Raw genomic sequence first — 23,740 nt, forward strand, 5'->3', positions numbered from 1 at the left:
CTAGCCCCTCCCCTTACGAATATAGCCACCGGAAACTGCAACAACATGCCCTGAAAGCTCAAGCTCCAGGAGCTGCATCATGACATCCTGGACAGGTATATTGGTCCTGTTTGCAAGAATATCAACTGGTGTAGCCTCTCCCCCTACGTTAGCTAACAGCTCGGGAAATGGCAATTCTTCTTCGTTATATGTGCCAGAAAAAAGTTCTGTCTGCTCAGGTTGTGACTGATTTCGGCTCCAGTCCATCAAACTGCTGACTTCTTCGAGAATATGATCGACATGTTGTACCAAACACGCCCCTTGTCGAATCAACTGGTTACTGCCGAGGCTATTCGGGTTGCGAATTGAGCCCGGCACGACAAACACCTCTCGGCTCTGTTCGGCGGCATAACGCGCGGTGATGAGCGAGCCACTTTTTTCCGCCGCTTCCACCACCAGAACGCCCAATGACAACCCACTGATAATACGATTACGACGCGGAAAATGATCAGGTCGAGGCTTGGCATCAGGGCGAAATTCCGACACCAAGGCGCCTCTGTCAACAATACGCCCCGCCAACGCGCGATGGCGAGCCGGATAAATACATTCCAGCCCCGAGCCCAGCACCGCAATAGTTTCCCCACCCGCTTTGAGTGCGCCATCATGCGCATAGCCATCAATACCAAGCGCCAGACCACTGGTGACCACCAAACCGTATTCGACCAATTGCGTGGCAAATTGATGAGCGATTTGCTGACTGTCGATACTGGCGTTGCGACTTCCGACAATAGCAATTTGCGGCGCACGCAGCGCTTCAAGCCGCCCCTCCACAAACAGCACTGGCGGAACGGCGGCGATTTCGGTCAATAACGAGGGATAGTGCGCATGAAACGGCGTCAGAATATGGCGATTATCAGCCTGATCACTCCAACGCAGGCAGGCATCGACGTCTTGATCGGCCTGCCGCTGCAAATACTGAATCTGGTTGTCTTTCAGCCCTACGGCCAAGCCGTCACGATTCAGGTGTTGTTTGAGGTCAGACAGCGCGTAACGACTGGCTAAACGCTGCAGTGTTCGGATACCGAGTTGAGGAGTAAAACTGAAAGCCAGCCAAGCAGCCAGATCGCGTTCGAGCATCAACTGGCAGGCTCTGCCTGCACCACACTTGCGGTGGCTTCAAGCTCTGGCGTCTGCGGAGATTGTGCCTGCACCGCGGTATCAATCGGCTCCATACTTTCGGTGATAAGCGCAAGACTAAACGCCGCATAAGGACGAATCACCATCAGGCTACCAATTTTGTGCGCAGGCAATACCAATGCATTGTCACCGTGTTGAGACTCATAGCTGTAGTGTCCTTCATCGGCATACACCGCCACTCCTGAGCGGAAGAGTTCAAACATACTGCCCTGGACCAGCGCGTCATCTGTCCCTTTGTCGATGACCACGACCTGGTTTTGACCCGCATACTGGCTGCCTTCCAACGAACCCAAAATCTGGGCTGTGAGCGATTGCGGTGCAGGCCTTGGGAAAAAGGACGTCGTTAAGTTTAACCCTTCCAACCCGGTTTCCGGCAATGCAATGTCGTTTACGCGAATCTCATGCCGTTGCTGACGCACCAGCAGCGCACTGGTTTGCTGCTGGTTACTGCCAAGCTGGGCAGTCGCAATCAGTCGCAGAGCAGTCATCACCTGGCCGTCGCGTTCAAACTCCGTCATCGGGCGATATATTCCCCACTGCGCATGAGTTTGAGGTCCGGCAATATAAACAGGTTCGCCTGCCGTCAGGTATTGCAGCCCATCACCCGCGCCCATAACACGAAGACTCTCTTTTATCTCCGTAGCGTCAACCAGGCGATCGGTGTGCAGATAGGGCAACAACAACGCTTCGTCGACCGTCGGTAGCGACTGTTTCTCCATAACGCGAACTTTCGGGCTGAGTTTCACCATCGGTTTCAGGCTCAGCGTGGGCTGGCCATCACGCCAAACCAACGTCAGTTTATCGCCGGGATAGATAAGATCAGGGTTATTGATATCAGGGTTGATTTGCCATAACCGTGGCCACAGCCAAGGGCTGTCGAGATACAACGCAGAGATATCCCACAAGGTGTCCCCTTTCACCACTGTATACGTCGTCGGCGCATTATCTTTCAGCACCAACGGCGGAGCCGACTGCGCGCAGGCACCGAATGCAGCCAGAAATAGCGGCAACAAACGAGGTTGTAATACTGAGGCGAAACGACGTGTCAGTCTGGTCATGACCTTGCTTCCCTGGTCGAAAGAATTAAGAAGGATTCGGAGAAATCTCGCAGGATGCTGTCATTTAGGTCATAAAATGTCTAGAATTGAGCCAACAAGCGTTAAGCTGTTTCGGCACAGTTCAATTTTTCGAGTGTATATGTCTGTATTACAAGTATTAACATTCCCGGATGATCGTCTTCGCACCGTTGCTAAGCCGGTTGAGAAAGTCACCCCAGAGATTCAGAAGATCGTCGACGACATGATTGAAACCATGTACGACGAAGAAGGCATTGGCCTTGCTGCAACTCAGGTTGACGTTCACCAGCGTATCGTGGTTATCGATATTTCAGAAACTCGTGATGAGCCAATGGTTCTGATCAACCCGGTCATCCTAGAAAAACGCGGTGAAGACGGCATTGAAGAAGGCTGCCTATCTGTACCTGGCGCTCGCGCTCTGGTCCCTCGCGCCGCAGAAGTGACCGTCAAAGCGTTAGACCGCAACGGTAACGAATACAGCTTTGAAGCCGATGACCTGCTGGCGATCTGTGTACAGCACGAGCTGGACCACCTGGAAGGCAAACTGTTTGTCGACTACCTGTCGCCACTCAAACGCAACCGCATCAAAGAGAAGCTGGAAAAAATCAAACGCTTCAACGAAAAGAATCAATAAACATACAGAGAGGTGACCTTGAGCCAATCATTACGTATTGTCTTTGCAGGTACTCCGGATTTCGCCGCCCGTCACTTGGCGGCGTTATTGTCTTCGGAGCACGAGGTGATCGCGGTCTACACTCAACCGGATCGCCCAGCCGGCCGCGGTAAAAAACTCACCGCCAGCCCGGTCAAAAACCTGGCGCTCGAGCACAACATTCCGGTATATCAACCAGAAAATTTCAAATCTGATGAAGCCAAGCAAGAGCTGGCTGCACTGAATGCCGACATCATGGTCGTCGTGGCTTATGGTTTGTTGTTGCCAAAAGCTGTGCTTGATACACCTAAACTGGGTTGCATCAACGTGCACGGTTCGATTCTGCCACGCTGGCGCGGCGCCGCACCGATTCAACGCTCGATTTGGGCGGGTGATTCGGAAACAGGCGTGACCATCATGCAGATGGATGTCGGTCTTGATACCGGCGACATGCTCAAGATTGCCACGCTGCCGATTGAAGCCAGCGACACCAGCGGCTCCATGTACGACAAGCTGGCAGAACTCGGCCCGCAAGCTCTGGTTGAATGCCTGAGCGATATCGCACAAGGCACGGCAGTCGCGGTCAAACAGGACGACGCCCTAGCGAACTACGCACAAAAATTGAGTAAAGAAGAAGCCAAAATTGACTGGACTCTGAGTGCTCAGGCGATTGAGCGCTGCGTACGTGCATTCAACCCGTGGCCAATGAGCCACTTCGCGGTCGCTGACAACCAGATCAAAGTCTGGCAGGCGCGCGTCGAAGCGGGCAGTTCCAACCAAGCGGCAGGGACCATTCTCAAAGCAGACAAAACCGGCATTTATGTCGCCACTGGTGCAGAGATTCTGGTACTGGAAAGCCTGCAGATTCCGGGCAAAAAAGCCCTGCCGGTGCAGGACATCCTCAACGCCAGAGCAAGCTGGTTTGAAGTTGGCTCCCAACTGAATTAATCTCACGGCCCTACTGAGTAGGGTCGTTACTTTTTGTATTAGGTTTAACTATGAATGTTCGCGCTGCTGCCGCTCAGGTTCTGTTCCAAGTTGTCGATAAAGGTCAATCTTTGTCGATGGCACTTCCGGCGGCTCAACAAAACATCCGTCCTCGCGATCACGCTCTGTTGCAGGAAATCTGCTACGGTGCGCTGCGCTACCTGCCAAGACTGGAATCCATCGCCAACGCACTGATGGATAACCCGCTCAAAGGCAAACAACGTGTGTTCCACCACCTGATTCTGGTGGGCATTTACCAACTGAGCTTTATGCGTATTCCTGCGCATGCGGCCGTGGGTGAAACGGTTGAAGGCGCCCAAGATCTCAAAGGTCCGCGCCTGCGTGGCCTGATTAACGCCGTGTTGCGCAACTATCAGCGCAACCAGGAACAACTGGATGCTCAGGCTGTCAGCCACAATGCCGGTAAATACGGCCATCCAAGCTGGCTACTGAAATTGCTGCAAAGCGCCTACCCACAGCAGTGGGAAGCGATCGTTGAAGCCAACAACAGCAAAGCGCCCATGTGGTTGCGAGTGAACCATCAGCACCACGACCGCGATGCGTATCAGGCGCTGCTCAATAATGAAAACATTGATAGCAGCGTACATTCACAGGCTGAAGACGCACTAAAATTAGCCGCGCCGTGTGATGTCACCAAACTGCCGGGGTTTGAAAAAGGCTGGGTGTCCGTTCAGGACGCAGCCGCGCAGTTGTCTCTGCACTATCTGCAGCCTCAGGATGGCGAGCTGATTCTTGATTGCTGCGCCGCACCGGGCGGCAAAACCGCCCATATTCTGGAACGGACGCAAGGGAGCGAAGTGGTTGCCATCGACTGTGACGATACCCGCCTCAAACGCGTGCATGACAACCTCAAACGCCTGAACCTGAGCGCCAAAGTGGTGTGCGGCGATGCCCGTTACCCTCAAGAATGGTGGCAGGGCAGCCAGTTTGACCGCATTCTGCTCGATGCACCGTGTTCGGCAACGGGCGTAATTCGCCGTCATCCGGACATCAAATGGCTGCGCCGCGCGGAAGATATTGCGGCATTAGCGGAGCTACAACGCGAAATTCTCGACGCAATGTGGCAACAGTTGAAACCGGGTGGTACTTTGGTGTACGCAACGTGTTCAATTACACCGCAGGAAAACGTGCTGCAGGTGAAAGATTTCTTAGCGCGCACATCTGACGCGCAGCTTGTGGGTTCGGAGCTGGATAATCCGGGCCGTCAGATTCTGCCTGGTGAAGAGGATATGGACGGCTTCTACTATGCCGTTCTGACTAAACAAGCGTAAAAACGATGCAAAGGCAGCTCTCGGGCTGCCTTTGGCGTGCAATAACAAGAGAATAAGGTATGAAAATCATCATTCTTGGTGCAGGTCAGGTCGGCGGTACGCTGGCGGAAAACCTGGTCGGGGAAAACAACGACATCACTGTCGTGGATAAAAACAGCGACCGTCTGCGCGAACTACAAGATAAATATGATTTACGCGTGGTGAACGGCCATGCCAGCCACCCGGACGTGCTACGCGAAGCCGGCGCTCAGGACGCCGACATGCTTGTTGCGGTGACCAACACCGATGAAACCAACATGGTGGCCTGTCAGGTCGCGTTCACTCTGTTTAACACGCCAAACCGTATCGCCCGCATCCGTTCGCCGGAGTATCTGGCGGAGAAAGAAGCCTTATTCCAGTCCGGCGCGGTCCCGGTCGATCACCTGATCGCCCCAGAAGAGCTGGTGACCAGTTATATCGAGCGCTTGGTGCAATACCCTGGCGCGCTGCAAGTCGTCAGCTTTGCGGAAGAGAAAGTCAGCCTGGTCGCGGTCAAAGCCTATTATGGCGGCCCGCTGGTGGGCAATGCGCTATCTGCACTGCGCGAACACATGCCGCACATCGATACCCGTGTGGCGGCGATTTTCCGTCAAGGACGCCCGATTCGTCCGCAAGGCACCACCATTATTGAAGCCGACGATGAAGTGTTCTTCGTCGCGGCCAGCAACCACATCCGTTCAGTGATGAGTGAGCTGCAACGCCTGGAAAAACCGTATCGCCGCATCATGATTGTCGGTGGGGGTAACATCGGTGCCAGCCTCGCCAAGCGTCTGGAACACAGCTACAGCGTGAAACTGATTGAGCGCAACTACCAGCGTGCAGAACAGCTGTCAGAAGAGCTGGAAAACACCATCGTCTTCTGTGGTGATGCCGCCGATCAGGAGCTGCTGACCGAAGAAAACATCGATCAAGTGGATGTGTTTATCGCTCTGACCAACGAAGATGAAACCAACATCATGTCCGCCATGCTGGCGAAACGCATGGGCGCGAAAAAGGTGATGGTACTGATTCAGCGCGGAGCATACGTCGATCTGGTTCAGGGCGGCGTGATTGACGTGGCGATTTCACCACAGCAAGCGACCATCTCAGCCCTGCTGACTCACGTTCGCCGCGCCGACATCGTCAACGTATCTTCACTGCGCCGTGGCGCAGCAGAGGCGATTGAAGCTGTCGCGCATGGTGATGAAACCACCTCCAAAGTGGTTGGCCGCGCCGTGGGCGACATCAAACTGCCTCCGGGCACGACGATTGGTGCCATCGTGCGTGGTGAAGAAGTGCTGATCGCCCACGATCGCACTGTTATTGAACAGGATGATCACGTCGTGATGTTCCTCGTCGACAAGAAATACGTGCCCGACGTGGAAGCCCTGTTCCAACCGAGTCCGTTCTTCCTATAGGTCCCCGGCGTTATGCTCAATTTACGCCCCATCATGTTTGTCATCGGGCTGGTTTTATCGAAACTGGCTCTGTTTATGTACGTCCCGACTCTGGTGGCATTTTTCACCGGGACGGGCGGCTTTCTCGACTTTGCTCAGGCGGTGATCATCACGCACATCGCGGCATTTATCTGTCTGTCGATTGGCCGGACAGCGAATTTCCGCCTCAGTGTGCGCGACATGTTCCTCATCACCAGTCTGGTGTGGACCATCGCCAGCGCGTTCGCCGCGTTGCCGTTCGTGTTCATCAACCACATCAGTTTCACCGACGCCTACTTTGAAACCATGTCCGGTATCACCACCACTGGCTCCACGGTGCTCAGCGGCCTCGATGACATGGCTCCCAGCATTCTGCTGTGGCGTTCTATTTTGCAGTGGCTTGGCGGAGTCGGCTTTATCGTTATGGCGGTAGCGGTGCTGCCGATGCTCAACGTCGGTGGTATGCGCCTGTTCCAAACCGAATCGTCCGACTGGTCAGATAAAAGCAGCCCGCGCGCCAAAACCGTGGCGAAGAACATCGTGGTGGTGTATCTGGTGCTGACTGGTCTGTGCATCATCGGCTATATGGTTACCGGCATGCGTCTGTTTGATGCCATCAACCACGCGTTCACCACTCTTTCTACCGGCGGCTATTCGACCTCCGACAGTTCAATGAACCATTTCTCCAACGGTTCACACTGGGTCGCAACTTTGTTTATGTTCCTTGGTGGTCTGCCATTTCTGCTGTTTGTCACCGCCATGCGTAAACGCCGCCCGCAAGAGCTGTTTAAAGACGCTCAGGTGCAGGGCTTCTTCCTGCTGTTTGTCATCAGCAGCCTGATTGTCGCCGCCTGGCTGCACTTCAATAATGGCTATGCGATGCTGGATGCGCTGCGCGTCTCGATGTTCAACATTGTGTCAGTGGTGACGACCACAGGTTATGGTCTCGATGACTTCACCGCCTGGGGTGCGCTGCCAAGTACCATTTTTGCATTTCTGATGATGGTGGGTGCCTGTTCCGGTTCCACCTCCGGCGGGATCAAGATTTTCCGTTTTCAAATCTGTTTTGCGCTGCTCAATAAGCAGATGATGAAACTGATCCACCCGTCCGGAGTGTTCGTTCAGCGTTACAATCAGCGCCCGGTGAACGAAGACATCGTCCGTTCGGTGGTGGCGTTTGGTCTGACGTTTATTATTACGATTATCGCCATCGCCGGCTCGCTGTCGGCCATGGGACTCGACCCAATCACCAGTATCTCCGGCGCGATTACTGCGGTCGCCAACGTCGGCCCGGGTATGGGGAGCGTGATTGGTCCAACGGGTAACTTTGCTTCGCTGCCTGATAGCGCGAAGTGGATTTTAAGTTTTGGTATGTTGATGGGACGCTTGGAAATCCTCACCATTCTGGTGCTGTTCTTTCCGGCGTTCTGGCGACGTTAAGGATACACATGAAAAATCTGATCACTCTGATGATGGCAAGCTGGGCGCCTGTGGCGCTGGCGGGCGAAATCGTCACTCTGCAAGATGGCCGCGACGTGCAGCTTAATGATGACTTTACTTGGCAATATGTGCAACCAGTTGAGACGTCAAACTCAATGTCCGTCGCGCCAGCGAAACCTGAGGTTGTTGCGGCGGCTCCCGTCCTGGCGGCTCCACTGGTCAAAGCGCAACGCGGCAGCATGATTGAACTTGGCAGCACCAAACCGACCCTGCAACTGAGCAATTCTGGGGTGGATATCGTGCTGGGTAGCGCCCGTTACCGCGATGGCCAGTTGATTTTACCGACTGCCATCACCAACCAGAGCACGCAATCGGTGATCAACATTGTGCTTCAGGTCGAGATTCTGGATGAACAGGGCAACCTGCTGACCACGCAGACCACCACCATCTGGCAATCGATCAAACGTATGGCCGACACCTACTTACGTCCGCAAGCTTCTGTGGCAGGCAAGGCGATTGAAGTGAAAGTCGACGAGGCGCCGCGCTATCAGATCCGCGCCAGCGTTACTCAGGTTGAGTCGCGTTAAACCGGGTCGATATAGAGATAAATCGCAAGAAAGTGGCAGGCGCATCCGGCCAGCACAAACGCATGCCAGATGGCATGATTGTACGGAATGCGCTTCGCCACATAGAAAATAACGCCCAGCGAATACACCACCCCGCCCGCGGCAAGCAACGTCAACCCACCCACATCCAGATTCAGTGCCAACTGATAAATCACAATCAGCGACAACCACCCCATCGTCAGGTACGTCACCAATGACAAGCGTTTGAAGCGATAGACAAAAGCGATTTTCATGATGATTCCGATCAGCGCAATCGACCAGATGACAATCATCAGACCAAACGCCAATGGCGTGCGCAGACTGACCAGCAGGAACGGTGTGTAGCTGCCGGCAATCAGTAAGTAGATGGCGCAGTGGTCAAAAGTTTTCAGCCAGCGTTTGGCGTTCTGATGTGGGATTGCATGATAGAGCGTCGAGGCGAGAAACAGCGCAATCATGCTGCCGCCATAGATGCTCATACTGACAATCGTCAGTGCATCAGCCCGGTGATCGACCGCTTTGACCAGCAGCAGCACCAGACCGACAATGCCGAGGATTAACCCGACGCCATGACTGATCGCATTGGCGACTTCTTCTTTGACGCTGTAAGCAGTATTCGACATACGATTCCCATAACCAGAGCGATAACTTCGCTCTAGTATGGCACACTCAGCGTACACATGTAAGCTCGAGTTTATGCTTACGATGTCGTATCAAGAAACTGTAATACTTGCTCGCCCGCCTGTGCAGGCGACTGCGAACTGGCGATCGTCAGTTGGCGTTTGAGCTCACCTTTGCCCAGCAAGCTTGCCAGCATGCCGCTCGCCCCCCGTTGGAAGCGATCGATTTCAAACCACATCTGCAGCTGGTCTTTGTCGCGGTAAGCAACGATTTCCAATTCACGCCAACGGCCATGGAACGGGCCATCGGTCGGCACAAATTCAAACTCTTGCACAAACGGCAGAGCAAAACCTTTGGCGGCTTCGCATTCAACCTGGCGCAGGCGCAGGCCCTGCTCTTCCAAGGCAGTGAAAATGCCATCCATCAACGGATCCGGACGCACAGTCAGAATGTCCTTGTCGCCCGGGTCGAGAGCCATAGCAATATCCAATCCGGTTTCGAGCCACACTTTGGCATCCCCGATCGTCACGGGCGTATTCCACGGCACATCCAGTTCCACTTCAAAATCGCGGGTTTCTCCGGCCATGATGGTAAAGGCATAAGGCAGCGACCAATCGGCGAGTGTGTAGGTTTGCGCCACGCGGCGAGTGCGATGTCTTTCTTGCTGACCCCGTTCAATCGGCGCTTCTTCGATATAGCGACAGCAGAGTTTGAGTTCGATATTGTCGATCGCTTGTTCCGTCGCACCACCATACACGTGAATCGTCACTTTCACTTTCTGGCCCGGAATCAGCGTTTCCTGCTGCAAGACAGAGTCAACTTTCGCCGATCCGATCCCGAAACTGGCGAGGGTTTTCTTCAGAAATGACATACACACCTCCTGTTGATGAGCAGCCAGTGTAAAGCGGAAAAGATTCCGAACACAATGGCGAGCCTCACACTACGCATCCATTTTTCTTTAGCATAAACATTGGTTAACTATCGATCATTTGCAAACTTGGTGCTACTCTAACTTCGATATGCAAGCATATCGTTATTCCTGAACAATTATTTGGATTGGCGCTCGCCAGAAAGAGCCACCCTTCTTCATTTTTATTCAGATGCAGAAGATCAACTCATAGTTGTTCAGGCCATTACATCGGCAATGGATATGCCTGACCGTTAGGTTAATGAATGCGCCCAACAGCTGTCAGGTTTTCGCACACCAACCGTAGTGCAATGCGCCGTCGCAGTGGTTTTGCTACTGCACCGGTTGCGAAAAAAATCGCGCCCGCGCCTACTCTTGTCGAGAAAAATGCAGTCTCTGCATCGCCAACAACAAAAGTGGTCCAGGCCGCTTAATAGAAAAGCGCAGTTTATCCTGCGCTTTTTTCTTTTCGTTCATTTCAGCTAACGTCCACGCTACACATTGTATTCCCTGCGCAATTTGATACCTTTACTGCAAATCATTACAAAGTTTGTGGAGAAAGCCATGAAGTGTCATCGCGTCGAAGAATTACTGCAACTGCTGGAGCCGGAATGGCATAAAGATTCTGAACTGAACCTGATTCAGTTTATCGTCAAACTGGCTGGCGAAGCGGGTTACCAAGGGCGATTGGAAGAGCTGACTGACGATGTGCTGATCTACCATCTCAAAATGCGCAACAGTGCCAAAGATGAAGTGATTCCCGGCCTGAAAAAAGACTACGAAGAAGATTTCAAAACCGCGATCCTGCGCGCACGCGGCATCATTGAATAAACCCTCTCATAATGCACAGAGCGGCCAACGGCCGCTCTTCTTTTATCCGCCGCGTGAAGGATAACTGGCAAAAATGTAAGGATATTTGTTGTTAAAGGTTGATTGCGTTAAAGAAATAAAAACGTTATTGCCGCTATAATCACCACTTTATGAAGCAACCTTATTCCCCCCTTCTACGCCATTTGCGTAAAAAGGGTTAAGCAATGTCAAAAAGAGTGTGAGCACCAGAAATCGCACCATGATGCCCAAAAGGATAGTTTGATGAGTCAGGACAAGATCGACATCAAAGATGTGACTCCGAAAGTCTTTAACCCGAAGACCCATAAAGGTCAGGAAGGAGACCGGTTCAACCCGAGCAACCGCATTTACGTGCGCGAAAGCAAAGGGACCTACCAGAAGCTGCGCCGTTACGGAGGCTGGTTTCTACTGCTGTTATTTGGATTGGTACCGTGGATTTCCTACGGCGATCGCCAGGCCATTCTGCTCGATATCGGCCACCAGCAGTTCAATTTCTTCGGCACAACGCTCTACCCGCAGGATCTGACCCTGCTGGCACTGCTGTTTATGATCGCGGCGTTCGGCCTGTTCTTTATCACTACCTTTTTAGGCCGGGTGTGGTGTGGTTACCTGTGTCCGCAAACCGTATGGACGTTCATGTATATCTGGTTTGAAGAAAAACTGGAAGGCAGTGCCAACAAGCGCCGTAAGCAAGACGGCAGTAAAATGACCGCCAATCTGGCGATGCGCAAAACCGCCAAACACATCGCCTGGTTTGCGATCGCTCTGGCGACGGGTTTCACGTTCGTGGGCTACTTTGTGCCAGTGCGCGATCTGGTTATCGACTTCTTTACCTTCAACTCGACCTTCTGGCCGGTGTTCTGGGTGATGTTCTTTGCCGTCTGTACCTACGGTAACGCAGGCTGGATGCGTTCTATCATGTGTATTCACATGTGCCCGTACGCACGTTTCCAATCGGCGATGTTCGACAAAGATACTTTCATCGTCGGCTACAACACCGAGCGCGGCGAACAGCGCGGCCCTCGCTCACGTAAAGCCGACAAAAAAGCGCTCGGTCTGGGTGACTGTATCGATTGTGATTTGTGTGTTCAGGTGTGCCCGACCGGTATCGATATTCGTGACGGCCTGCAATATGAGTGCATCAACTGTGGTGCCTGCATTGACGCATGTGACACCACAATGGAGCGCATGGGCTACGACAAAGGGCTGATCAGCTACACCACCGAGCACCGTTTGTCAGGCAAGCATACCAAAGTGATGCGGCCGAAACTGCTGGGTTACGGTGCGGTGTTACTGGTGATGATCGGGCTGTTCTTTGCGCAGGTGGCGGCGGTTGATCCAGCCGGCCTCAGCGTTATTCGTGACCGTAATCAGCTGTTCCGAACTAACAGCTCCGGCGAGATTGAAAATACTTACACCCTCAAGGTGATCAACAAAACTCAGCACATCCAAACCTACAAACTCGATGTCAGTGGTCTGACGGATGTATCGTGGTATGGCAAACAAACCGTGCAGGTGGAACCGGGCGAAGTGCTCAACCTGCCTATGAGTCTGGGGGTCAAACCTGACAATCTCAGCTCTCCGGTTGCGACAATTCAGTTTATACTCACCGATGACAGCAACCAATTCACAATGCAAGTGGAAAGCCGGTTTATTAAAAAGCTTTAACACTCGACATGGAAAAGGGCTCAGCAATGAGCCCTTTTTAATCAATGACACAAGCAACCTTTCATTTTGATGCCCTGACGCCCGACTTTATGTGGTACGCCTTAGAGAGCATCGGTATTCGCGCTGAATCGGGTTTTCTGGCGCTCAACAGTTACGAAAACCGCGTGTATCAGTTCAGCGATGAAGATCGCCGCCGTTTTGTGGTCAAGTTTTACCGCCCGCAGCGCTGGAGCATCGAACAGATTCAGGAAGAGCACGACTTTGCACTGGAGCTGGCCGACGCCGAGATCCCGCTCGCCGCACCACTGGTGATCAACGGCGCTTCACTGCACCACTATCAGGGTTACCATTTTGCGCTGTTTAACAGCGTTGGCGGGCGCCAGTTTGAAGTCGACAATGAAGAACAGCTGGAATGGGTCGGACGCTTTCTCGGCCGCATTCATAAAGTGGGCGCGAGCAAAACGTTCATTCATCGCCCGACGATCAGCCTAGATGAGTATCTCTATCAGCCGCGCGCGCTGCTGCATAACGCACAATGTATTCCGATGCATTTAGAAAACAGTTTTTTCCACGATCTGGATATGTTGATCAGCAGAATTGAGCAGCACTGGAAACCGGATCAAGCCTTAATTCGCCTGCATGGCGACTGCCACCCGGGCAATATTTTGTGGCGGGATGGCCCGATGTTTGTCGATCTTGACGATGCTCGTAATGGCCCGGCGGTACAGGATTTGTGGATGTTGCTCAATGGCGATCGCAACGACAAGCTTACCCAACTCGATATTGTGCTTGAAGGCTATCAAGAGTTCTGCGATTTTAACTTTAATCAATTGAAACTTATCGAGCCACTTCGCGGTCTACGAATGGTGCACTACATGGCATGGCTGGCAAAACGTTGGCAAGATCCGGCCTTTCCGCTCGCCTTTCCCTGGTTTAATGATCCAAAATACTGGGAGAGTCAGGTACTGGCATTCAAAGAACAAATCGCAGCATTAGAAGAGCCTCCGCTCTCGCTGATGCCACAATGGTAACAAGCCTTCAAAGGAATAATGGAGTCCACAATGAAAAAGCTGTTTGCACTGGTTGCAACCCTGATGTTAAGCCTGTCGGCCCATGCCGCGCAGTTCAAAGAAGGGGAACAATACAAAGTGCTCAACTTAGAGCCTTCCTCAAAACCGAGCGTCACTGAGTACTTTTCGTTCTACTGTCCGCATTGTAACGCGTTCGAACCGATCATCTCTCAGCTAAAAACCAAGCTGCCAGAAGGCGTGAAGCTGCAAAAAAACCACGTTTCATTCATGGGTGGTGACATGGGCAAATCGATGAGCAAAGCCTACGCGACCATGATTGCACTGAACGTTGAAGACAAAATGATCCCGGTGATGTTTGACCGCATTCACAACCTGCGCAAGCCACCAAAAAATGATGCCGAGCTGCGTCAGATCTTCGTTGATGAAGGCATCGACGGTGCGAAATTCGACGCTGCGTTTAACGGCTTCGCGGTGGACTCAATGGTGCGCCGCTTTGACAAGCAGTTCCAGGAAAGCGGCCTGACCGGCGTTCCTTCTGTCGTGGTGAACAACCACTATCTGGTTCAGGCGCAAGGCATCAAAACGATGGACGAGTACTTTGATCTGGTGAACTACCTGCTGAGCAAGTAAGTTTGCCCGCCAAGAAAAAAGGAGCCTGAGGCTCCTTTTTTTATACGTCCGCTTTTGACTGATACAGCGTTGCCAACTGCTGATCTTTGCGTTGCCACAGCGCAGTCAGCCACTGCTGGAACTGGCGTTTATACGGTTTGTCATGAAAATAGTCACCGCGTACCTGCTCATCGACCGGCAACACGCGAATACGCACCACAATGCGGTGCATCCGGCCCATTAACATATCGCGAAACGGCTTATCGGTGTTATCCGGATAGGCCAGCGTAACATCGATAATATTGGAGAATTGTTCACCCATCGCTGCCAACGTATACGCAATCCCGCCGCTTTTCGGCGCCAGCAGATGCTGGTAAGGCGAACGGGTCGCACGCTGTTTGTACTGAGTGAAACGCGTACCTTCGACGTAGTTCACCACCGTCGTCGGATGAAACTTAAATTTTTCGCACGAGCGACGCGTGGTCGCCAGATCCTGGCCGCGCTTGTGTGGATGGCGAATCAAGTATTCCCGCGAATAGCGACGCATGAACGGCATATCCAGCGCCCAACACCCCATGCCGACAAACGGCACATACAACAGTTGCTGTTTGAGGAAAAACTTCGGCATCGGAATACGATCTTTGAACACACAACACAGCACGACAATGTCCGTCCAGCTGAGGTGGTTGCTGATCATCAGATACCAGCCCTGCTTACTCAGTCCTTCCCCGCCCTGAATGTCCCACTCGACGCGGTTTGACATCGCCAGAATACGCGCATTAAGTGTCGCCCACAGCCACATCGCTTTATCCGCCATGCTGGTCGCCATCGCTTTCAATCTCGGCGTCGGCAGCAGCAGTTTGACCAGCGCAATCGCGCAGATCAATAACGAACTGAACATGGTATTGAGGATCACCAGCACAATATTGAGGACAAGCAGAAGGTAAGCGAGCATAGAATTTATGGTTTTCAAAAAATTGAATAAAAAAACAGCGAGCAATTATACTCGCTTGCCCGCTGAAAGAAATACGTCTGCCAATGGTCAGAGTACTGCCGCCCTAGACCGATTGGGCGGTGAGCTGTTTGAGTAACCGGTCCATAGCGCGATACCCGAGCGCTTCGGCCAGATGCGCCCGTTGAATGTGTGCCTCACCGCTCAAATCGGCAATGGTGCGCGCGACTTTGATGATGCGGTGATAGGCCCGGATTGACAACCCCAGGCGGTGCAGCGCATTTTCCAGAAATTCCGCATCCGGCTGACTGAGCGGGCAATAAGTTTCGATTTCACGGCTTTGCAACAGCGCATTCACTTTGCCACTGCGTGCCAGCATGGTTTCACGTGCGCGAAAGACCCGCGCCTGCACCACCGCCGTCGGCTCGCCGCGGTCGCCGCCGTGTGACAAAGTGCCTTTGGGCAATGCCGGAATTTCAATCGACATATCAAAGCGATCCAGCAGCGGCCCCGACAAACGGCTCAAATAGCGTAAAATCCCCTGCGGATTCACCCGCGCCTGATTGCCTTCGTAATACCCCGTCGGACTGGGATTGAGCGCGCCAACCAACTGAAAACGCGCTGGGAAACGGGTTTTACCCTGCGCGCGGGAAATAATAATCTCGCCGGACTCCAGCGGCTCGCGCAGTGAATCGAGCACTTTGCGTTCAAACTCCGGCATTTCGTCCAGAAACAGTAGGCCATTGTGAGCAAGTGAGATTTCTCCGGGGCGGGGAATAGTGCCGCCACCTACCAGTGCAGCCATGGAGCTGGAATGATGCGGCGCGCGAAACGGACGCTGTTTCCAGTTGTGCTGGTTGATTTCCTGCTGCGTCAGCGAGGCCACTGATGCAGTCTCCATCGCCTCGGCCTCAGTCATCTCTGGCAGCAGATCGCACAGACGCGAGGCCAACATAGTTTTACCTGTGCCCGGCGGGCCGAGAAACAGCAGGTTGTGGTTGCCCGCCGCCGCGATCTCCAACGCCCGCTTGCCTTGCTGCTGACCAATGATGTCCTGCAAATCGCGCTCACGCGGTACGCTGGCGTCATGCGCGTCACTTTGAAACAGCGATAACGTCTGTTGACCACACAGATCGGCACACACTTCAAGCAGAGTGCGCGCCGATTTATGTTGCTCTTTCCCCACCAGCGCCGCCTGATCGCCATTGAAATGGGGCACCACCAAACTGCGCCGCGCCTGATTGGCCGCCAAGGCTGCGGGCAGCACGCCTTTCACGCTGCGAATTTCCCCCGACAGCGCCAACTCACCGATGAATTCATGGTCGCTCAATTGGGTGCGGGCAATCTGATCCGAGGCAGCCAGAATGCCGAGCGCGATCGGCAAATCAAAACGGCCGCCCTCTTTGGGCAGATCAGCGGGCGCTAAATTGACGGTAATGCGTTTGGCGGGAAATTCGAACTTGGAATTGATGATGGCGCTGCGCACGCGATCGCGGGATTCTTTGACGGTTGTCTCCGGCAAACCAACCAGCGTAAACCCCGGCATACCGTTACTGATGTGTACTTCCACCGTCACCGCTGGTGCCTGAACACCGATGCTGGCACGGCTATGAATGATAGCAAGCCCCATGACTTTCCTTAGTTATTGATTAAAAACCATTCACCACACAGATTGAGTTCGACTGCGGGCTGCGAAAGTTGTTATATAACGCGGAGGGTTAAAACGGGAATGTGAAAAAAGAATGAGTTTTTGCTTGTCATGTAACGGAGATGTGTGTTACCACTAGAGACGCAAACAATTTCGTATGATATTACGACAACATTTAGAATTATTACGATGAACTTATACGCCCGTTTCAACTCTCTGATTAGCCTTATTATCGTGGTCCTGATTATGACCGCGCGGGGGCTTGTGGGCGCAAAATAAACACCAGATTCGAAAAACCCCCGCACTGAAAAGTCCGGGGGTTTTTTTACAACTGTTAGACTTAAAAAAAGCACATGCTGATGAATCTCTCATCAGACATGGCAGGAAGAATGGGGAGCAGCACATGAGGTGCAAGCACAACACAACAGAAAACAGCGAGTCGGATCGCTGTTCGGGAGGCTTACGATGACCGGAGCTCAATTAGTCGTAGCCGCATTAAAACAGCAGGGAATCAAAACCGTTTTTGGTTACCCCGGCGGCGCCATCATGCCAATCTATGATGCTTTGTATGATGGTGGTGTTGAACACATTTTGTGTCGACACGAACAGGGAGCCGCCATGGCCGCTATCGGCATGGCAAGAGCCACACAGGACGTGGCAGTATGTATGGCCACTTCCGGCCCAGGCGCTACCAACTTAGTCACCGGCCTTGCCGATGCCTTCCTCGATTCAGTCCCTCTCGTTGCAATTACCGGTCAGGTTGCCAGTTCTCACATCGGCACTGACGCCTTCCAGGAAATGGATGTGATTGGTATGTCACTCTCGTGTACCAAACACAGTTACCTCGTTACCGATATTAATGAACTTGCGCCAACCCTGGCGGAAGCATTTGAAGTCGCCAAAACCGGCCGTCCAGGCCCTGTGATCGTTGATATCGCTAAAGATGTGCAACTGGGTCAGGCACCGGTTTCCGTTTTGCCCGCTTTTACTCCTCCTGCGATACCTCAGGTCGATCCCCAGCAACTGGCGCAAGCGCAAGCGCTGCTGGCTCAAAGCAAACGTCCGGTATTGTATGTCGGCGGCGGTGTGCAACTGGCCAAAGCCACCGACACGGTACGCGAATTTCTGCGTCTCAATCCGATGCCATCGGTCAGCACATTAAAAGGCCTGGGCACCATCGAGCGTCACGATCCGCATTATCTTGGCATGCTGGGTATGCACGGCACCAAAGCCGGTAACTTAGTGGTACAGGAAAGCGATTTGCTGATCGTTGTTGGCGCACGTTTTGATGACCGTGTGACCGGTAAGCTGGATACCTTTGCACCCCACGCCAAAGTCATTCACATTGATATCGATGCGGCGGAATTTAACAAACTGCGTCAGGCCAATGCGGCACTGCGCGGCGACATCAACACCATTTTGCCTCAGCTTGAACTGAGCCACGATATCTCGCCTTGGGTTCACCACAGTGAAAGCCTGCGCAGCGGATTCAAATGGCGTTACGACCACCCGGGTGAAGCGATTTTTGCCCCGCTGCTGCTCAAACAACTGTCTGACATGATGCCGGACAGCGCCATGGTGTCGACCGATGTCGGCCAGCACCAGATGTGGGCAGCGCAGCACATTCAGCCGCGCGATCCGCAAAACTTCATCTCATCCGCGGGCCTTGGCACCATGGGCTTTGGCCTGCCAGCCGCAATGGGTGCGGCGGTGGCTCGCCCGAATGACCAATCGATTCTCATCACCGGTGACGGCTCGTTTATGATGAACATTCAGGAACTGGGCACGCTTAAACGTCGCCAGATCCCGGTCAAGATGGTGCTGCTGAATAACCAGCGTTTGGGCATGGTGCGCCAGTGGCAATCGCTGTTCTTTGACGGCCGCCACAGTGAAACCATTCTCGATGACAACCCGGATTTCATCATGCTGGCGAAAGCCTTCGATATTCCGGGCAAAACCATCACAAGAAAAGAAGAAGTGGAACCCGCTCTGAAAGAGATGCTGGAGAGTAAAACCGCTTACCTGCTGCACGTTGCGATCGACGAAGAAGAGAACGTGTGGCCGTTGGTACCGCCAGGCGCGTCCAACAATGATATGTTAGAGAACACCTAGGAGACGCCATCATGCAAAGATACTTACTCGACATCAAAGCAGACGATAAACCGGTGCTGCTGGAGCGTGTTCTCCGTGTGGTTCGCCACCGTGGCTTTATCATTAAACAGGTAGCGGCAACGCAAAACCACGAAAGCAAAATTGCCAGTGTGGAAATCATCGTCGACAGCGATCGTCCGATAAACACACTGATTAACCAGATTGAGAAATTATGGGATATCCGCAGCGTTGATGTGACCCCCATCAAGAGCAACGAGCTCCCAAATAACAACTTACAACAAAAGATTTGTGCTTAAGGAAGGCAATCATGGCAACTAAAACTGCAGATTATATTTGGTTCAATGGTGAACTGATGCCATGGGCAAACGCGACCGTTCACGTGTTGACCCATGCCATGCACTACGGCACCTCCGTATTTGAAGGCGTGCGCTGCTACAACACGCCAAAAGGTCCGATCATTTTCCGTCACCGTGAGCATGCTCAGCGCCTGATTGATTCTGCCAAGATCTACCGCTTCCCGATTCCGTATTCTCAAGAAGAGATCATGGAAGCAACCCGCGAAACACTGCGCGCCAACAAACTCGACAGCGCCTACATTCGTCCGCTGGCTTTTGTCGGCAACGTGGGCCTTGGCGTATGTCCGCCGGCTGGCACCGAAATGGAAGTCATCATCGCCGCATTCCCTTGGGGCGCCTATCTGGGTGAAGAAGCGCTGGAAAATGGCGTGGATGCGATGATCTCCAGCTGGCACCGCGCCGCACCAAACACCATTCCAACCGCGGCCAAAGCGGGCGGTAACTACCTGTCTTCTCTGCTGGTAGGCGGCGAAGCACGTCGTCACGGCTACGCAGAAGGGATTGCACTGAGCGTGGATGGTTACCTGTCTGAAGGCGCGGGCGAGAACATTTTTGTGGTCAAGAACGGCGAGATCCTGACGCCACCGACCACCAGCTCAATCCTGCCGGGCATCACACGTGACTCGATCATGACGCTGGCAAAAGACATGGGCTATGAAGTGCGTGAAGCCAATATTTCCCGTGAAGCCCTGTATCTGGCCGACGAAGTGTTCATGACTGGCACGGCGGCGGAAATCGTACCGGTACGCAGCATTGACCAAATCACCGTTGGTATCGGCAAACGCGGTCCTGTGACCGAAGCGATGCAGAAGGCCTACTTCGGCCTGTTCAACGGCACCACGGAAGATAAGTGGGGCTGGTTGGATTACGTATACCCAGAGCAAGCGAAGTAAGGAGACAAGATTATGCCTAAGTATCGTTCGGCCACCACCACTCATGGACGCAACATGGCTGGTGCACGCGCACTGTGGCGCGCAACCGGTGTGAAAGAAGAAGATTTCGGTAAACCGATTATTGCCGTGGTGAACTCATTCACCCAGTTCGTGCCGGGTCACGTCCATCTCAAAGACCTCGGTCAGATGGTGGCGCGTGAAATCGAAGCCGCGGGCGGCATCGCCAAAGAATTCAATACCATTGCAGTCGATGACGGTATCGCAATGGGCCACGGCGGCATGCTTTACTCGCTGCCATCACGAGAACTGATCGCCGACTCGGTAGAATACATGGTGAACGCCCACTGCGCCGACGCCATGGTGTGTATCTCCAACTGTGACAAAATCACCCCGGGAATGCTGATGGCGTCCATGCGCCTCAATATTCCGACCATTTTTGTCTCTGGCGGTCCGATGGAAGCGGGTAAAACCAAGCTTTCCGATCAAATCATCAAGCTGGATCTGGTGGATGCCATGATTCAGGGTGCCGATCCAAACGTTTCGGACGAGCAGAGCCAGCAAGTGGAACGTTCCGCGTGTCCGACGTGTGGTTCGTGCTCTGGCATGTTTACCGCCAACTCCATGAACTGTCTGACGGAAGCGCTGGGTCTTTCTCAGCCAGGCAACGGCTCACTGCTGGCCACGCACGCGGACCGTAAAGAGCTGTTTTTGAGTGCAGGTCGTCGCATCGTCGATCTGACCAAGCGTTACTACCAGCAAGAGGATACCACCGCACTACCACGCAACATCGCCACCAAAGATGCGTTCGAAAACGCGATGGCGCTGGATATCGCGATGGGCGGCTCGACCAACACCGTGCTGCATCTGCTGGCCGCGGCGCAAGAAGGTGAAGTGGATTTCGACATGACCGACATCGATCGCATGTCACGTCAGGTTCCGCACCTGTGTAAAGTGGCGCCGTCGACGCAGAAATATCACATGGAAGATGTGCACCGCGCTGGTGGCGTGATGGGTATTCTGGGTGAACTGCAACGCGCAGGCCTGCTGCATGATGACACTCGTACCGTGCTGGGCATTTCGCTTGCCGAGCAGTTGGCACAATACGACGTCAAACAAACCGACTCTGAAGCTGTGAAAACCTTCTTCCGCGCCGGACCGGCGGGCATTCGTACCACTCAGGCATTCTCGCAAGATTGCCGTTGGGATACGCTGGATGACGACCGTCAGGAAGGCTGTATTCGTACCAAAGAGCATGCATTCAGTCAGGATGGTGGTCTGGCGGTACTGAAAGGCAACATTGCCCTTGATGGCTGTATCGTCAAAACCGCCGGCGTGGACGCCAGCATTCTTAAATTTGAAGGCCCAGCCGTGGTGTTTGAAAGCCAGGAAGATGCGGTTGAAGGCATTCTGGGCGGCAAAGTCAAAGCCGGTGATGTGGTGGTGATTCGTTACGAAGGCCCTAAAGGCGGTCCGGGCATGCAGGAAATGCTCTACCCGACCACCTACCTCAAATCCATGGGCCTTGGCAAAGCGTGTGCGCTGCTGACCGACGGCCGCTTCTCCGGCGGGACTTCGGGTCTGTCGATTGGTCACGCCTCTCCGGAAGCGGCGAACGGCGGTGCGATCGGTTTGGTGAAAAATGGCGATACCATCGCGATCGACATTCCGAATCGTTCGATTGTGCTGCAAATCTCTGATGCAGAGATGGCGGCGCGTCGCGAAGCGCAAGATAAGCTCGGCTGGAAACCGGTCGATCGTCAACGTGAAGTCTCTTTTGCACTTAAAGCTTACGCCAGCATGGCAACCAGTGCTGACAAAGGAGCGGTGCGAGACAAATCCAAGCTAGAGGGCTAGCTTATGACGCTCACTCAACAAACTGGCGCAGATTACCTGCGCCAGATATTGCGTGCGCCGGTGTATGAAGTGGCGAACGTGACGCCCCTGCAAGCCATGCCGCGTCTGTCGGCGCGCATTGGCAATCAGGTGCAAATCAAACGTGAAGACCGCCAGCCGGTGCATTCGTTCAAACTGCGCGGCGCGTACAACATGGTGGCCAGTCTGACGGAAGAACAGAAAAATGCTGGCGTGATCGCCGCTTCCGCAGGTAACCACGCTCAGGGTATGGCGCTCTCTGGCACCAAACTGGGCATTCGTACCACTATCGTCATGCCTCGTACCACGCCGGACATCAAAGTCGAAGCGGTGCGCGGTTTTGGCGGCAATGTCGTACTGCACGGCAGCAACTTTGACGAAGCCAAAGCCGAAGCTGAGCGCTTGTCGCAGGAATGTGGCTACACCTTTGTGCCGCCGTTCGATCACCCGCTGGTGATTGCCGGTCAGGGCACCATCGGCATGGAAATGCTGCAGCAAAACGGCCATCTCGATTACATCTTTGTGCCCGTCGGCGGTGGCGGCCTTGCGGCAGGTGTTGCGGTGCTGGTCAAACAGCTGATGCCGGAAATCAAAGTGATTGCGGTTGAACCGGAAGATTCGGCCTGCCTCAAAGCAGCGCTGGATGCTGGTGAACCAGTGGTGCTCGATCAAGTCAGCATGTTTGCCGACGGCGTAGCCGTAAAACGCATCGGCGATGAAACGTTTCGTCTGTGTCAGCAGTATCTCGATGGCCACATTACCGTGTCCAGCGATGAAATCTGTGCGGCGGTAAAAGATATTTTCGAAGACACCCGCGCCATTGCCGAACCGTCTGGCGCGCTGGCTCTGGCAGGGCTGAAGAAATTTGCAGAACAGAATGGGCTGAAAGATAAGCAACTGGCGACTGTGCTGTCCGGCGCCAACACCAACTTTCACGGTTTGCGCTACGTGTCCGAACGTTGCGAACTGGGTGAGAAACGTGAAGGTCTGCTGGCGGTCACCATTCCAGAGCGCAAAGGCGCGTTCTTTGAATTTTGCCAAATCATCGGCGGCCGGGCGGTCACCGAGTTCAACTACCGCTACAGTGACGACCAACTGGCTAACATTTTTGTCGGTATACGTCTGATGGGCGGCCAGGAAGAGCTGAAAACCATCATTCACGAACTGCGTCAGTCCGGCTATCCGGTTCAGGACCTGTCCGATGATGAAATGGCCAAACTGCACATTCGTTACATGATTGGCGGGCGTCCGTCCAAGCCACTCAGAGAACGTTTGTACAGCTTTGAGTTTCCGGAATATCCGGGCGCGCTGCTCAAATTCCTCAGCACGCTGGGTACCCACTGGAATATCAGCCTGTTCAACTACCGCAACCACGGTGCCGATTACGGCCGTGTGCTGTGTGGCTTTGAACTCAGTGATGACGATCTGGCGCGCTTCTCAGCGCATTTGGTCGAACTCGGTTATCACTATAAAGATGAAACCGACAACCCGGCCTATCGCTTCTTCCTCGCCAAATAAGACTCAAGCCACCCATTGCGGT

Annotated in this window: 21 protein-coding genes; 15 read left to right on the forward strand and 6 right to left on the reverse strand. The window is 53.6% G+C overall.

Annotated elements, in window-relative coordinates:
* The gene (dprA, locus tag LGV68_RS20340; RefSeq protein ID WP_252535982.1) at positions 1-1,116 is read right to left on the reverse strand and encodes a DNA-processing protein DprA; all 1,116 of its coding nucleotides are present in this window, start codon (positions 1,114-1,116) and stop codon (positions 1-3) included.
* Positions 1,116-2,234, reverse strand: a complete 1,119-nt coding sequence (locus tag LGV68_RS20345) for a LysM peptidoglycan-binding domain-containing protein (RefSeq protein ID WP_252535983.1) — start codon at positions 2,232-2,234, stop codon at positions 1,116-1,118. The genes dprA and LGV68_RS20345 overlap by 1 nt, the downstream gene beginning before the upstream one ends.
* 139 nt (positions 2,235-2,373) lie before the next feature.
* On the opposite strand from LGV68_RS20345, the gene def reads away from it, so the two are divergent.
* Genes def through LGV68_RS20375 form a run of 6 tightly spaced genes read left to right on the forward strand, consistent with a single transcriptional unit; the run spans position 2,374 to position 8,664 of the window.
* Positions 2,374-2,886, forward strand: coding sequence for a peptide deformylase (gene def / locus LGV68_RS20350; RefSeq protein WP_208552002.1), 513 nt, complete (start codon positions 2,374-2,376; stop codon positions 2,884-2,886).
* Between the two features lie 18 nt (positions 2,887-2,904).
* Positions 2,905-3,852 (forward strand): methionyl-tRNA formyltransferase, encoded by a 948-nt coding sequence (gene fmt, locus LGV68_RS20355; RefSeq protein WP_024374491.1) that lies wholly within the window; start codon positions 2,905-2,907, stop codon positions 3,850-3,852.
* A gap of 50 nt (positions 3,853-3,902) precedes the next feature.
* Positions 3,903-5,183, forward strand: a complete 1,281-nt coding sequence (rsmB, locus tag LGV68_RS20360; RefSeq protein WP_158129878.1) for a 16S rRNA (cytosine(967)-C(5))-methyltransferase RsmB — start codon at positions 3,903-3,905, stop codon at positions 5,181-5,183.
* A gap of 59 nt (positions 5,184-5,242) precedes the next feature.
* On the forward strand, positions 5,243-6,619 hold the full coding sequence (trkA, locus tag LGV68_RS20365) for a Trk system potassium transporter TrkA (RefSeq protein ID WP_020332571.1): 1,377 nt from the start codon (positions 5,243-5,245) through the stop codon (positions 6,617-6,619).
* A 12-nt stretch (positions 6,620-6,631) separates the two neighbouring features.
* Positions 6,632-8,077 (forward strand): TrkH family potassium uptake protein, encoded by a 1,446-nt coding sequence (locus tag LGV68_RS20370; protein ID WP_252535984.1) that lies wholly within the window; start codon positions 6,632-6,634, stop codon positions 8,075-8,077.
* An 8-nt stretch (positions 8,078-8,085) separates the two neighbouring features.
* Complete coding sequence (locus tag LGV68_RS20375) at positions 8,086-8,664, forward strand: DUF3157 family protein (RefSeq protein WP_061057044.1); 579 nt, start codon at positions 8,086-8,088, stop codon at positions 8,662-8,664.
* Here LGV68_RS20375 and LGV68_RS20380 read toward each other — a convergent pair.
* Both LGV68_RS20380 and LGV68_RS20385 read right to left on the reverse strand, forming a co-directional pair.
* Positions 8,661-9,305 carry a hemolysin III family protein gene (locus tag LGV68_RS20380; protein ID WP_020332575.1) on the reverse strand — a complete coding sequence of 215 codons (645 nt, stop codon included), beginning with the start codon at positions 9,303-9,305 and terminating at the stop codon, positions 8,661-8,663. The genes LGV68_RS20375 and LGV68_RS20380 overlap by 4 nt on opposite strands.
* Positions 9,306-9,382: 77 nt before the next feature.
* Complete coding sequence (locus LGV68_RS20385; protein WP_252535985.1) at positions 9,383-10,174, reverse strand: sporulation protein; 792 nt, start codon at positions 10,172-10,174, stop codon at positions 9,383-9,385.
* Positions 10,175-10,774: 600 nt separating this feature from the next.
* On the opposite strand from LGV68_RS20385, the gene LGV68_RS20390 reads away from it, so the two are divergent.
* The 4 genes from LGV68_RS20390 to LGV68_RS20405 all read left to right on the forward strand — a co-directional run bounded on the left by LGV68_RS20390 (position 10,775) and on the right by LGV68_RS20405 (position 14,388).
* Positions 10,775-11,041, forward strand: a complete 267-nt coding sequence (locus LGV68_RS20390) for a DUF1040 family protein (protein WP_020332578.1) — start codon at positions 10,775-10,777, stop codon at positions 11,039-11,041.
* 261 nt (positions 11,042-11,302) lie between these two features.
* Positions 11,303-12,727, forward strand: a complete 1,425-nt coding sequence (ccoG, locus tag LGV68_RS20395; protein WP_020332579.1) for a cytochrome c oxidase accessory protein CcoG — start codon at positions 11,303-11,305, stop codon at positions 12,725-12,727.
* Between the two features lie 44 nt (positions 12,728-12,771).
* Positions 12,772-13,758, forward strand: a complete 987-nt coding sequence (locus tag LGV68_RS20400; RefSeq protein WP_252535986.1) for a serine/threonine protein kinase — start codon at positions 12,772-12,774, stop codon at positions 13,756-13,758.
* 30 nt (positions 13,759-13,788) lie between these two features.
* The gene (locus LGV68_RS20405; protein ID WP_061057048.1) at positions 13,789-14,388 is read left to right on the forward strand and encodes a thiol:disulfide interchange protein DsbA/DsbL; all 600 of its coding nucleotides are present in this window, start codon (positions 13,789-13,791) and stop codon (positions 14,386-14,388) included.
* 40 nt (positions 14,389-14,428) lie between these two features.
* Here LGV68_RS20405 and LGV68_RS20410 read toward each other — a convergent pair whose 3' ends face one another.
* A complete protein-coding gene (locus LGV68_RS20410) occupies positions 14,429-15,322 on the reverse strand; it encodes an acyltransferase (RefSeq protein ID WP_222757769.1) in 894 nt (297 codons plus the stop codon).
* A gap of 103 nt (positions 15,323-15,425) precedes the next feature.
* Positions 15,426-16,949, reverse strand: a complete 1,524-nt coding sequence (locus LGV68_RS20415; protein WP_222747590.1) for a YifB family Mg chelatase-like AAA ATPase — start codon at positions 16,947-16,949, stop codon at positions 15,426-15,428.
* Between the two features lie 483 nt (positions 16,950-17,432).
* Here LGV68_RS20415 and ilvG point away from each other — a divergent pair, with 483 nt between their 5' ends.
* The 5 genes from ilvG to ilvA are packed head-to-tail and all read left to right on the forward strand — an operon-like array spanning position 17,433 to position 23,718.
* Positions 17,433-19,079 carry an acetolactate synthase 2 catalytic subunit gene (gene ilvG, locus LGV68_RS20420; RefSeq protein ID WP_020332584.1) on the forward strand — a complete coding sequence of 549 codons (1,647 nt, stop codon included), beginning with the start codon at positions 17,433-17,435 and terminating at the stop codon, positions 19,077-19,079.
* 11 nt (positions 19,080-19,090) lie between these two features.
* The gene (ilvM, locus tag LGV68_RS20425) at positions 19,091-19,375 is read left to right on the forward strand and encodes an acetolactate synthase 2 small subunit (protein ID WP_014204160.1); all 285 of its coding nucleotides are present in this window, start codon (positions 19,091-19,093) and stop codon (positions 19,373-19,375) included.
* Positions 19,376-19,386: 11 nt separating this feature from the next.
* Positions 19,387-20,328 carry a branched-chain-amino-acid transaminase gene (gene ilvE, locus LGV68_RS20430; RefSeq protein WP_020332585.1) on the forward strand — a complete coding sequence of 314 codons (942 nt, stop codon included), beginning with the start codon at positions 19,387-19,389 and terminating at the stop codon, positions 20,326-20,328.
* Positions 20,329-20,340: 12 nt separating this feature from the next.
* A complete protein-coding gene (ilvD, locus tag LGV68_RS20435; RefSeq protein ID WP_222728527.1) occupies positions 20,341-22,182 on the forward strand; it encodes a dihydroxy-acid dehydratase in 1,842 nt (613 codons plus the stop codon).
* Between the two features lie 3 nt (positions 22,183-22,185).
* Positions 22,186-23,718, forward strand: a complete 1,533-nt coding sequence (gene ilvA, locus LGV68_RS20440) for a threonine ammonia-lyase, biosynthetic (RefSeq protein ID WP_158125554.1) — start codon at positions 22,186-22,188, stop codon at positions 23,716-23,718.
* Positions 23,719-23,740: the final 22 nt, after the last annotated feature.

The organism is Vibrio sp. LQ2, assembly GCF_023920125.1.
GTDB lineage: Bacteria > Pseudomonadota > Gammaproteobacteria > Enterobacterales > Vibrionaceae > Vibrio > Vibrio fluvialis.

Coding starts and splice junctions, on each gene's coding strand:
- ccoG (WP_020332579.1), top strand. CDS start 11,303: ATGAGTCAGGACAAGATCGACATCAAAGATGTGACTCCGAAAGTCTTT.
- ilvM (WP_014204160.1), top strand. CDS start 19,091: ATGCAAAGATACTTACTCGACATCAAAGCAGACGATAAACCGGTGCTG.
- dprA (WP_252535982.1), bottom strand. CDS start 1,116: ATGCTCGAACGCGATCTGGCTGCTTGGCTGGCTTTCAGTTTTACTCCT.
- ilvD (WP_222728527.1), top strand. CDS start 20,341: ATGCCTAAGTATCGTTCGGCCACCACCACTCATGGACGCAACATGGCT.
- def (WP_208552002.1), top strand. CDS start 2,374: ATGTCTGTATTACAAGTATTAACATTCCCGGATGATCGTCTTCGCACC.
- rsmB (WP_158129878.1), top strand. CDS start 3,903: ATGAATGTTCGCGCTGCTGCCGCTCAGGTTCTGTTCCAAGTTGTCGAT.
- LGV68_RS20410 (WP_222757769.1), bottom strand. CDS start 15,322: ATGCTCGCTTACCTTCTGCTTGTCCTCAATATTGTGCTGGTGATCCTC.
- LGV68_RS20385 (WP_252535985.1), bottom strand. CDS start 10,174: ATGTCATTTCTGAAGAAAACCCTCGCCAGTTTCGGGATCGGATCGGCG.
- LGV68_RS20400 (WP_252535986.1), top strand. CDS start 12,772: ATGACACAAGCAACCTTTCATTTTGATGCCCTGACGCCCGACTTTATG.
- LGV68_RS20370 (WP_252535984.1), top strand. CDS start 6,632: ATGCTCAATTTACGCCCCATCATGTTTGTCATCGGGCTGGTTTTATCG.
- ilvE (WP_020332585.1), top strand. CDS start 19,387: ATGGCAACTAAAACTGCAGATTATATTTGGTTCAATGGTGAACTGATG.
- LGV68_RS20405 (WP_061057048.1), top strand. CDS start 13,789: ATGAAAAAGCTGTTTGCACTGGTTGCAACCCTGATGTTAAGCCTGTCG.
- ilvG (WP_020332584.1), top strand. CDS start 17,433: ATGACCGGAGCTCAATTAGTCGTAGCCGCATTAAAACAGCAGGGAATC.
- LGV68_RS20345 (WP_252535983.1), bottom strand. CDS start 2,234: ATGACCAGACTGACACGTCGTTTCGCCTCAGTATTACAACCTCGTTTG.
- ilvA (WP_158125554.1), top strand. CDS start 22,186: ATGACGCTCACTCAACAAACTGGCGCAGATTACCTGCGCCAGATATTG.
- LGV68_RS20390 (WP_020332578.1), top strand. CDS start 10,775: ATGAAGTGTCATCGCGTCGAAGAATTACTGCAACTGCTGGAGCCGGAA.
- LGV68_RS20380 (WP_020332575.1), bottom strand. CDS start 9,305: ATGTCGAATACTGCTTACAGCGTCAAAGAAGAAGTCGCCAATGCGATC.
- LGV68_RS20415 (WP_222747590.1), bottom strand. CDS start 16,949: ATGGGGCTTGCTATCATTCATAGCCGTGCCAGCATCGGTGTTCAGGCA.
- LGV68_RS20375 (WP_061057044.1), top strand. CDS start 8,086: ATGAAAAATCTGATCACTCTGATGATGGCAAGCTGGGCGCCTGTGGCG.
- trkA (WP_020332571.1), top strand. CDS start 5,243: ATGAAAATCATCATTCTTGGTGCAGGTCAGGTCGGCGGTACGCTGGCG.